Origin of the sequence: Snuella lapsa (assembly GCF_039539345.1) — a bacterium.
Taxonomy (GTDB): Bacteria; Bacteroidota; Bacteroidia; order Flavobacteriales; family Flavobacteriaceae; genus Snuella; species Snuella lapsa.
The window spans coordinates 23,814-32,400 of the sequence record NZ_BAABCY010000080.1; the positions used below are offsets into that span (position 1 = coordinate 23,814).

The window sequence follows — 8,587 nt, forward strand, 5'->3', positions numbered from 1 at the left end:
AAATCCATGAAAGATAACAACCAAGAACAGAAAATAAAAGAAAAATCAAATTATGAATTGAATGGAAATAATTCAGAACCAAATATTCAAGAAATAAGTCCTCAAGATAAATTCCTAGAAACACTAATTGAAAAAGGAGGGCAAGTATTAATGGGATATACTCAAATGAGTCAAGAAACTCAAAAATACTCAATTGACCGACAATCTGAAATTGAAAAAGAAGAATTGAAAACTGCAAATAAATTTGACATTCGAGATAAAATTTACAAAGGAATTTTAATTGTAGTATGTATTATTTCACTAATACTTTCAGATTTATTTATTGAGAAAGCAGAGGTTGTAATCCCTGTCTTGACTTTGATTATTGGACTACTTTTTAAAACTAATTCTTTGTCTGATTTTAGGTCTTTGACTAAGGACAAATATGATAAGAATAATGAATCCGAATAAAAACAACTTGTAACAATAACTAAAGACAAAAATAAAAAACGTGTTACAACAATAGTAACCGTTGCACAACCCCATAATTTATCTAAATAAGATCTATTTAAAGACTCTAGTAACTTATTCTTAATTTAATGTTACAAAATGATCACTCCAAATTTCTTTCTTAATTCAATGTAGGAATTTTGAATCATAATAGGAATTTTCTTTATATTTGGGTTTGCTTATTAGTTACCCAACATTTGAATAACCAATCATAAAATATGAAAAACAAACAATTAAGTGTCTATTATTACAAAGTACATCCAATTGTAATTCCTGAAGAATATGTAAATGCCCAAAATAAACTAACAGAAGCTTTTCAATTACCAAAAGAAAAAGAATACGAAAACGTTTTTCAGACTTATGGAGAAGTTGGTTTATTTGGGGAGATCAAATACAAAAATGATTACATATTTGGAACTTTTGCATTTACTCAAACAGAAAATATTCCACCAAAACAGAATAAAAAATCAAAACTAACTGAAAATCTAAATTTAGAGGAAGACGACGGTTTAGGTTATCAAACTTCATTCATTTTTGACAAACAAACAAATATTATTGCGATAGTAAGTAGAAGACCAGGGGTAAATGCTACTTCAATAGAAAATTTTTTCAAATTAAACTTTGACTTACCTCCATTTAGATTTGATAGGATTACCTATAAATCTTCTCTAGATAATTTTTTAAGAACTTCAAGTTATAGAAAATTAAAAATTAAAATAGCAAATCCTACCGAAATCACTCCATTACTTGACAATAAAGGACTTGCGGTTGGAGAATTGTCAAGATTAATAAAAGAATTTGGAGCCAACAAACTATCCTTTGAAGTAACTACAACTACTAAAGAAACCCTTCCAATTAATGCAGTTAGAAATGTTGTAAATAACCTTATTAGAGTTACAACTGGAAATGTGCAAACTATGGAGGTCATTGGTAACGACGAAGATGTAGAAGAAAAGGTTTTCAATTTTATTTCAAACAGAATTGCAGACTCAATCACAGTAGAAATTACAAGACATGGGGAATTTAGAACAAGAGAAGTTTATCAGCAACTAGAACTGAAATTTCAAGAAAATTTATCGTATTTTAGAGAAATCTATAGAAATAGAGTTGAATAAATTAGCAAAATATTACCCTTACCTAATTAGTTTAATAATTTTAATAATCATCTATAAAATTGATGACAAAATTATTAATTCTATTAACTTTTCGGAGCTTATGAATTCGACAATGGTAGTTTTTAGTGTGTTATTTGGTTTTTTGTTAACTGTATCGACACTCTTATATACAATTGACACAAAAATAATGAGAGATTTAAGAAAAACCACTGGTTATAAATCTTTGGTTCACTATTTAAAAGTTGCTATATATGCTAGTTTGTTGATAGCAGTTGTATCTTTGTGTTTCCCACTTTTCAAAAATTCTCTTAGTTTAAAAATTCAATCTGATATTATATTATACTGTAAATATATATACTTGTATCTGATTTTTTTAAGTCTGATTTTTTCGGTAAGATTTATTCACGTTTTCATAAACACTGTCGAATGAAAATTAAAAATAAAATTGAGCAACGAGGTGACTGTTACACAACCCATAATTTATTAAAACAACCCCAATTTTAAAGACGCTAGCAAACTCTAGTAAATCAATCTAAGTTTATAGTCACGATATTGTCAAGAGTCGTTATTTTCTCTTATATTTATCTGTAAGATAATATATATGGCAGTAAACCTTCGTAAAAAGTATTCAAAGAACTCTGGGACATCAAAAAAGAATCGTCCATATCGATTCCAGTTAGATTTTTATCACAACGGCAAAAGGGTTAGAGAAGTTATTTCTGATGTTGAATTCCTACCATCAGACACTAAAGAACAACGAGAACAAAAGAAAAGGGTTGTAGATAAGATAAAGGCCGATTTGGAGATAGAGTTGGCCAATAAGTCTACTGGATTAACATCTAGGGAGTTGAAAAAGGCTAGTTTTATTAACTTTTTTGAAGAACAAGCAAAAAAGAAAAGTCCTAATACCAAAATTGCTTGGGATAATACATTAAAACACATCATTGACTTTCATGGTAAAAAGTTGAGGTTTGAGGATGTAACCGAAAATTGGTTAGAAAAATTCAGTGAATACCTCTTGTCTAGTGACCTTTCTCAAAATTCTGTTAGAACTTATTTACAAAAGGTTAGTACGGCCTTAAACCAAGCTGTAAAGCAAAAAATAATACTAGTCAATCCATTCAATTACATAGATAAACTAAAGAAAGAAGAAAACGAAATGGTTTATCTAACCAAGGATGAAGTACAGGAAATTATAAACACAGACTTTTTTGATGATGAGGTTAAGAACTCATTCTTATTTGGATGTTATACAGGGTTAAGATTCTCAGATATTAAACGACTTAAATGGTCCAATATCAAAGATGGGAAAATTCAAATAACACAGACCAAAACCAAAGGTGCCGTTTATATTCCTTTAAATGAAAATGCCTTAAGCATATTAAAATCACAAAAAAATAAAAGTGATTACGTTTTTAAACTATCCGACCATAATAGTTCTGTCAACAGAACTTTACAGAAATTAATTTCCAAAACATCGATTGATAAAGATGTATCATTCCACTCTAGTAGACATACCTTTGCAACTCTTCTAATATCCTCTGGAGTAAACGTCTTTACAGTTTCAAAATTATTAGGTCACAGGGATATTAAAAGTACTTTAATCTACGCTAAGGTCATTAACGAGGAAAAAGAAAAAGCAGTTAACAGTATGCCTAAATTTGAGTTTTAATTATGGATTATCAAGAGAAATACAATACACTAAAGGAAAAAATTGTAGATAATTTTGATTATTGGTTGGATAGTTATATTGCTATTGATATTTCAGAAGCAGGTGAAGTTGATTATCTGATTTCTGATATTGACGAATATTATTTTTGTATTAGCTTAGAAGAAGAATTAAAATTTATTATTGATGCGTTAATTGACACTTCTGAAAGAGAACTTCTGATAAAATTTGTAGGTCTTAAGCGAGCATTAAATCGCTTGTTATTAGCAAACCCCCATTACAATGAAGAAGATTTTTATAATGATGATTCGGAATCAACTAAATCAATCAGTCCTTTTATTAAACTGCATCCAAATATTAAAAACAAAGAGAAAACACTAAACACTTTATACCAAGAACTTAAAAGTGGAGAGTACATTGATTGTACTAAAATGGAGTTCTTTTCAATCTTTGAGATGTCCAATAGCCAAAAGAAAGTAGTTTGGTTAAGACGTCAAATTGACTTATTGGGCTTAATCAATTGTTTAGAAATTAAAAAGATTATTTCCTATGATAATCTAACAAAAGCAAAATTGGCCTTTACATATTTTAAAGCTAAAAATAAAGATTTTCCTTTAAGATCACTAGAAGTTACTTCTACTAAAACATTAAGCAATGATGATAAGTACAAAGGCATAATTGATATAGTATCTAAATTAATTGAGTCCAATTAATCAACTTTTCTTCAACTTAATTCAACCACTTACCTAAAGCCTTCTCCATTTCTTTGCACCATAACATAAACAAAGTTATGGCTTCAATGGCTGAAATATTATCTGAACTTAAATCACTTCGTAAAGAGGTCGAGAGAAGTAACTTTTGCAATAGGTCAATCTACACAACTAAAGATGCTGCAGAATTTTTAGGGGTCAGTGTTTCCTATATGCAAAAGCTAATTGCTTCTAGAGAAATCACCTTTTACAGACCAAAAGGCAAATTAATCTACCTCGAAAGAAAAGATTTAGAGGATTTCGTATTAAAAAATCCAATTCACTCCAAGGATGATATAGATTCTATTGTAGCCAATAACTTATTAAAATTTAAATTATGAAAAAAATTAAAAATTTTATCGAAAACAGTTTTAAGACAGAAAACATGTTGTGTGTGAATGCATACGATGAAGACCTTGGCGATATGCTTTGTAATGATATCCTTGGCTACCTAATTAGTCAAGTTTTGAATAAATCTGACAAAGTAATGATTGTAACTGATGAGTCGCTCTTAGATGAGCACATTGAACAACAATATTATTCACATCCAAATTTAAATAAAGAAATTATTGAAAACCATCTGATAATTGAGGACGTTAATAAATTCGGTGCTAAAAAGGTCAAAATTGACAAACTAGCTAAATATGTTACAAAACATAACATTAAAGTCATTCATTTTCATTGTTTTCTCAATTCCCGTCTAAATTATGATAAGCTCCAATTATTTTTAAAAGCTCATGGCATTCTTGGTTTGTTACATACTGGTTATGAAATGCATAGTTTTCTTTGTCCATTTGACATTTCTATTTTAGGAACCCATAAACCAAAACACTATCTTTTCAAGTTCAGGACTAACTCAAATCCAATATCATACACTGAACATTTCCTAAAATATAAACCTATTAATTATAATTTTTCAAAATGTTTAAAAGTTGTTCAAAGTAAAAAAATCGCTGAATGATAAAATCCAAAACGTCCTCTTTCAGATTTTAATTTTATTAAGATTCTTGAATAACTAAACTAAAGCCAAAGAGACATCAGAATCTTTGGCTTTTTCTCTCCTTATAATAATAAGCTATTCCTATTACCATTAAATGGAAACATTATGATTGACACTATAAAAGGTTACATATTCCTAAACAAATATCGTAGGTCTGATTTCAAAGAACTATTGAAAGATTCGAGAAAATCAATTACAAAGTATGGATATACGAAAACAATGAACTTATCAAATTTTAAAATAACTATTTCATTTGAGAACCATGAACCTTATAAATTATCATTCAATGGCTCTTTACCTAAATTCTATCATGGTAATAATTTAATTCATTTAGATTGGAGTACCACTAAGGATGCTATTCAAGAGCTTTCAGATAACTTGAATGTAGATATTTCAAAGGCCGTATTAACAAGAGTCGATTTTGGAGTGAATATCCCATTGAACCATCATGTTTATGAATATACGGAAAGCTTATTAGCATTTCCAAGGTTAGTAACGATGAGGTTTAGAGATTCCGTAACTTTTTTTAACAAAATTGATAGTCGCAACTTCATTTTTTATGACAAGGTTAAAGAGCTAAATAAGCGACGTGGACGAACAGAAAACAATTTACCTTATAATCTAAAGGAAAACATATTAAGATATGAAATACAGCTTAAAAAGAATTTAAAAATTAGGTTTGGAATTAAAAAGGTACGTGTTAAAGATTTATTCCGCGATACTGTTCAGAATAAGTTAGTAGATTATTGGTTTAAAGGTTATGAAAAAGTAGAAAAGATGGCATTAGGAACAGACCCTGATTATATGTTAAAGGAGTATAATGGATTACAAAAATACATGTCATATCATGGCTTAGAAAGATTGGGATATGATAGGGTAATAGGTAAAATATCTGAACAAAATTTCGAGGTTAAAAATAGTAGGGTCAAACGCAGTAAAATGAGAGGTTCAATAAAGAAGTTACTAAAGGAGGTCGAAGAAAACGGACTAGACAAAGGGATATTGGACGAATTAAACAATAAAATCATTTATATTAAAGATTATATTTTACTAAATAAATCTGTCCCTTATTTTAATTCAGAAAAAGACTTAGAAAAGTACTACTGACTGCCTTTTTCACTACCATAAGTTTTGTAAAACCCATAAGGGACATACCTACGCCAAATTGTTACCTTCAAAACATTCGTGAGTCAGATTTTTCCTTTATATTTGGATAAACATTAAAAACTTAAGTATAAAAATATAGACGTTCTTTAAATAAAACACTACGATAGGCATTAGTCATCTAATAACTTGGACGAAAACTGGTAATTTTTAAATCAAGTGGAACAAGGTGAACTAATGCCCGTGTCCAATATGGGCATGGGCTTGGTTCGCTTTACTTGATAGGTATACCAGTACCTCGTCCAAGGAGTGGGCTTTAGTACCATGCCTTATTTGTTTAAACTAACTTCAATCATGGTACTTGATTGGTCCCAAAAAAACAAAAGGAATGACACGCACTATTGTAAAAAGTACCATACTTCTTATCACTACTGGTATTACGTTGTTAACTGGATGCATCCAAACTAAAAACAACACATCACTAGATTCTAACGAGACAATCACAAATGAAAAAGCAATATTTAGGTTTTCCAGTAATAGTAATGACGTTGAAGATGAGGTTAGAATCTTAAAAACCAATAATGAGATTAGTTACCACATATTTGATTTTAATAAGGGTATCATCACAATGAAATCCCAATCAGAAAATGGAGAGTGGAAGACCTTTGAGTTCAAAATCAAAAATTTTAAGGTAAATGAATATTTATCAGGATTAAATGGGATGGAATTTGACATTGACAGCCCTATGTGTTTTCAGGTGTGGGTAGATACCTTAGGAAGTATTGGATACGAATTCAATAATGGTCAAAAATTAGTCTTTTACGGGGTACAAGAATTAGAATAATGAAAGGACTAAAAATAACACAGATAACAGTTATCCTAGTAATAAATCTGATAGGATATAGTAGTACATCACAAGAACAAGAAAAAGGCTCACTAGAAGACAATCAAATGCCTACAACCCTTGTTTTTGAAAGTGAAGGTTTATATCGATTAAAACCTAATTTTCAAAATAAGGTTAATATGGACACTCTACAAACTTATAATGGTATCACTTATCATATATTTAGTCCAGCACAAAGCACTATATGTCTAATAATAAAAAGCAAAAAAGAAAATAAATGGAAATCACGAAATTTTGAAATTATTTCTATGGACACAAAAACTAAGGAGCATATCACTACTTTTGGTATTAATCACTTTGGAATAAAAAGTATTTCACTAGGCAAAAAGATTATTTATAATTTAAACAATGGTAATGTTATAGAATATTTTGGAGTAAGTATGGCATCTGAATCTGGTCAACAAAAAGTATTATCTATACTAAAAGATAATAGGAATGCTTCCGATAATCAAAAACAAAGTGAACCAAAAAACAAAACCTACAATAGACCAAACCTAGAGGAATTTGAATATTCAGAACATTGGAGAGAAGAGGCATATAAGGCAACTAAAAAATATCTTCAATGGGCAATCAGTGAAAAGGAACTATGTAATGTATTAGGGTTTGGTAAATATCAACCTTACCTACTCCGATACTTAGGAAATTATAAATATCGAGTGAAAATATATTGTGAATTTGATTGTGGAGATGACTACAATAACCCATCTCACTTTTGGGTTGAGGTATACTATAAAGGTAATAACACTTGGGACGGTGAAATTATAAAACAAAAATTCGTTGATTAGAGTATCTAATAAAAGAATTATATACGAGGGCACCTATTTACAAATTGCCTTCGATGAGATTGAATACGAAGGTCTAACAATTGCAGATAATAGCATATAATCGAAGGTTTTGGTCACGAATTAGTCACGCAAACTAAGTCAATACCCCAAAACACTAGTATTTACAACCGTTCACAAGATTTCGTTTCATTCTTCCCGCAAATGAGACCCGAGAAAAAGCAGGTGGAAATGAGCGAGGACGAAAAAGCCATTTTTAATATCCTTAAAGCCAACTCTCCTATAGACCTAAACACGCTTAAAGGGCAGTCTGGATTGAGTAATAAGAAATGGGATAAGTCCATTAAAGGATTGACCAGCAAGAAAGTAGCACAGGTTTTAAAAAATGACGACGGCCTGTTTGTAGAAGTTTTATAATACCAAATAAAGAACTGTCACACTGAGCGCAGTCGAAGTGTCTCATATAAATTTAAAAGGATTTACTTTAGGGTGAATCCTTTTTTGTTTGCAGATGGTAGCAGATGATAGCCCATTTTTGGTCACGAAATGGTCACTCCATACTTTTCTCTCCTAATTCAATGTAGGAATTTTGAAGGTCATTGAGAATTTTCTTTATATTTGAGTAAATAAACCAATTGTGTTTATTCGCTAGTTGTACAAAATAATGACCAAATTATGTTAAAATGCGTTTTTATAATATCTTTTTGGCTATTTCGGAGTGACCATGCCACGTATTTCGGTCAAACAGTGCCACTTTGAGAGATCCTGCAATGAT

Annotated in this window: 9 protein-coding genes and 1 pseudogene; all 10 read left to right on the top strand. The window is 29.9% G+C overall.

The window, feature by feature from the left end; translation table 11 throughout:
* Positions 1-6: 6 nt before the first annotated feature.
* A complete protein-coding gene (locus ABD792_RS15475) occupies positions 7-450 on the top strand; it encodes a hypothetical protein (protein ID WP_345007263.1) in 444 nt (147 codons plus the stop codon).
* Between the two features lie 257 nt (positions 451-707).
* Positions 708-1,604 (top strand): DUF6731 family protein, encoded by an 897-nt coding sequence (locus ABD792_RS15480; protein ID WP_345007265.1) that lies wholly within the window; start codon positions 708-710, stop codon positions 1,602-1,604.
* A 601-nt stretch (positions 1,605-2,205) separates the two neighbouring features.
* Positions 2,206-3,276 (top strand): tyrosine-type recombinase/integrase, encoded by a 1,071-nt coding sequence (locus tag ABD792_RS15485; protein ID WP_345007267.1) that lies wholly within the window; start codon positions 2,206-2,208, stop codon positions 3,274-3,276.
* Between the two features lie 2 nt (positions 3,277-3,278).
* Complete coding sequence (locus ABD792_RS15490; protein ID WP_345007269.1) at positions 3,279-3,986, top strand: hypothetical protein; 708 nt, start codon at positions 3,279-3,281, stop codon at positions 3,984-3,986.
* An 86-nt stretch (positions 3,987-4,072) separates the two neighbouring features.
* The gene (locus ABD792_RS15495) at positions 4,073-4,363 is read left to right on the top strand and encodes a helix-turn-helix domain-containing protein (protein WP_345007271.1); all 291 of its coding nucleotides are present in this window, start codon (positions 4,073-4,075) and stop codon (positions 4,361-4,363) included.
* Positions 4,360-4,983: a hypothetical protein gene (locus tag ABD792_RS15500; protein WP_345007273.1), complete on the top strand. Its 624-nt coding sequence runs from the start codon at positions 4,360-4,362 to the stop codon at positions 4,981-4,983. The genes ABD792_RS15495 and ABD792_RS15500 overlap by 4 nt, the downstream gene beginning before the upstream one ends.
* A 258-nt stretch (positions 4,984-5,241) precedes the next feature.
* The gene (locus ABD792_RS15505) at positions 5,242-6,129 is read left to right on the top strand and encodes a phage/plasmid replication domain-containing protein (RefSeq protein WP_345007275.1); all 888 of its coding nucleotides are present in this window, start codon (positions 5,242-5,244) and stop codon (positions 6,127-6,129) included.
* Positions 6,130-6,514: 385 nt separating this feature from the next.
* On the top strand, positions 6,515-6,970 hold the full coding sequence (locus ABD792_RS15510; protein WP_345007277.1) for a hypothetical protein: 456 nt from the start codon (positions 6,515-6,517) through the stop codon (positions 6,968-6,970).
* Positions 6,970-7,815, top strand: a complete 846-nt coding sequence (locus tag ABD792_RS15515) for a hypothetical protein (protein WP_345007279.1) — start codon at positions 6,970-6,972, stop codon at positions 7,813-7,815. The genes ABD792_RS15510 and ABD792_RS15515 overlap by 1 nt, the downstream gene beginning before the upstream one ends.
* Positions 7,816-7,980: 165 nt before the next feature.
* Positions 7,981-8,229 (top strand): annotated as a pseudogene (locus ABD792_RS15520) (lysine--tRNA ligase); the annotation flags it as partial.
* Positions 8,230-8,587: the final 358 nt, after the last annotated feature.

What these genes read in the sequence shown, in the direction of transcription:
- ABD792_RS15485 (WP_345007267.1), top strand. Translation starts at nt 2,206, where the DNA reads ATGGCAGTAAACCTTCGTAAAAAGTATTCAAAGAACTCTGGGACATCA.
- ABD792_RS15505 (WP_345007275.1), top strand. Translation starts at nt 5,242, where the DNA reads ATGAACTTATCAAATTTTAAAATAACTATTTCATTTGAGAACCATGAA.
- ABD792_RS15490 (WP_345007269.1), top strand. Translation starts at nt 3,279, where the DNA reads ATGGATTATCAAGAGAAATACAATACACTAAAGGAAAAAATTGTAGAT.
- ABD792_RS15495 (WP_345007271.1), top strand. Translation starts at nt 4,073, where the DNA reads ATGGCTGAAATATTATCTGAACTTAAATCACTTCGTAAAGAGGTCGAG.
- ABD792_RS15500 (WP_345007273.1), top strand. Translation starts at nt 4,360, where the DNA reads ATGAAAAAAATTAAAAATTTTATCGAAAACAGTTTTAAGACAGAAAAC.
- ABD792_RS15515 (WP_345007279.1), top strand. Translation starts at nt 6,970, where the DNA reads ATGAAAGGACTAAAAATAACACAGATAACAGTTATCCTAGTAATAAAT.
- ABD792_RS15475 (WP_345007263.1), top strand. Translation starts at nt 7, where the DNA reads ATGAAAGATAACAACCAAGAACAGAAAATAAAAGAAAAATCAAATTAT.
- ABD792_RS15510 (WP_345007277.1), top strand. Translation starts at nt 6,515, where the DNA reads ATGACACGCACTATTGTAAAAAGTACCATACTTCTTATCACTACTGGT.
- ABD792_RS15480 (WP_345007265.1), top strand. Translation starts at nt 708, where the DNA reads ATGAAAAACAAACAATTAAGTGTCTATTATTACAAAGTACATCCAATT.